The organism is Neisseria sp. P0009.S007 (genome assembly GCF_051962515.1).
Window position 1 is genome coordinate 1 of the sequence record NZ_JBQCVF010000546.1, and the last position, 1,002, is coordinate 1,002.

Genomic DNA, 1,002 nt, shown 5'->3' on the forward strand with positions numbered 1-1,002 from the left:
GTCTTGGAAGATGGACGGATAGCAATACCGTGCAGGTTTTTGTATTCGTAAATCAAAGTTGCACCTGAGGTTTTTACTGCTTTTAGCAATGGCGCGGAACCGGTTTGGGCATCATAGAAGATAATCAGATTGCCGGTTGTATCTTGGGCTTGTTGCTGAGATGGAATGGCAGTTGATTGAGTAGGAATGCTTGGGCTTTGGCAGGCACAAAGCATGGTGGAGAGTAGGATAAATGCTAGTGTTTTCATGGCATTAATTTAATTTGATAAAAGACTAAGGCCGTCTGAACAATCGTAAAACGAAATCAAAGTTTCCATTTACAACGTTCAGACGGCCTTAGTCCGTTATGCTTCAGGCAATTCCATGGCTAGAACGGTTTGTTCTTGTTTGGCACGGAAAGCCGCCAGTTTTTCAGCCAATTCAGGATTTTCGTTGGCCAAAAGTGAAATGGCAAACAGCGCTGCATTGGCCGCACCGGCTTCGCCAATGGCAAATGTGGCAACAGGAACGCCTTTGGGCATTTGAACAATCGAAAGAAGGGAGTCTTCGCCGCGCAGATATTTGCTGGGAACGGGAACGCCCAAGACGGGAACCGTGGTTTTGGCGGCGACCATGCCCGGCAAATGCGCTGCGCCGCCTGCGCCGGCAATGATGGCTTTGATGCCGCGTTTGCGTGCGGTTTCGGCGTATTCAAACATCAAATCAGGCGTACGGTGTGCAGAGACGACACGCGCTTCATATTCAACGCCGAATTCTTTGAGAAATTGTGCCGCCTGCTGCATCACCGGCCAATCGCTGTTGCTGCCCATAATAATGCCGACTTGGATCATGAGGAGTTCCTTTTGCTTGAATGGATTAAGGGTAAAAAATGTTCAGACGGCCTAGGGGATGACAAGGCCGTCTGAACGTTTATCTTTGTTTAAGGCTGATGGAAGCGCGTTTTGCCGCTTCGCTGTTGGGGAAGCTTTGTATCAGTTTGCGCCATGTGCTGCGGGCGATGTC

Annotated in this window: 2 protein-coding genes and 1 pseudogene; all 3 read right to left on the bottom strand. The window is 49.2% G+C overall.

Annotation, left to right across the window (positions count from 1 at the left end):
• A partial coding sequence (locus ACTHS3_RS14685; protein ID WP_440368333.1) for a hypothetical protein occupies positions 1-248 on the bottom strand: 248 nt, incomplete at its 3' end.
• Positions 249-344: 96 nt separating this feature from the next.
• Positions 345-830: a 5-(carboxyamino)imidazole ribonucleotide mutase gene (gene purE / locus ACTHS3_RS14690; RefSeq protein WP_070608914.1), complete on the bottom strand. Its 486-nt coding sequence runs from the start codon at positions 828-830 to the stop codon at positions 345-347.
• A 79-nt stretch (positions 831-909) separates the two neighbouring features.
• Positions 910-1,002 (bottom strand): annotated as a pseudogene (locus tag ACTHS3_RS14695) (tetratricopeptide repeat protein); the annotation flags it as partial.

Excerpts from the sequence above, each read along its gene's own strand:
- purE (WP_070608914.1), bottom strand. The coding sequence starts at position 830 with ATGATCCAAGTCGGCATTATTATGGGCAGCAACAGCGATTGGCCGGTG.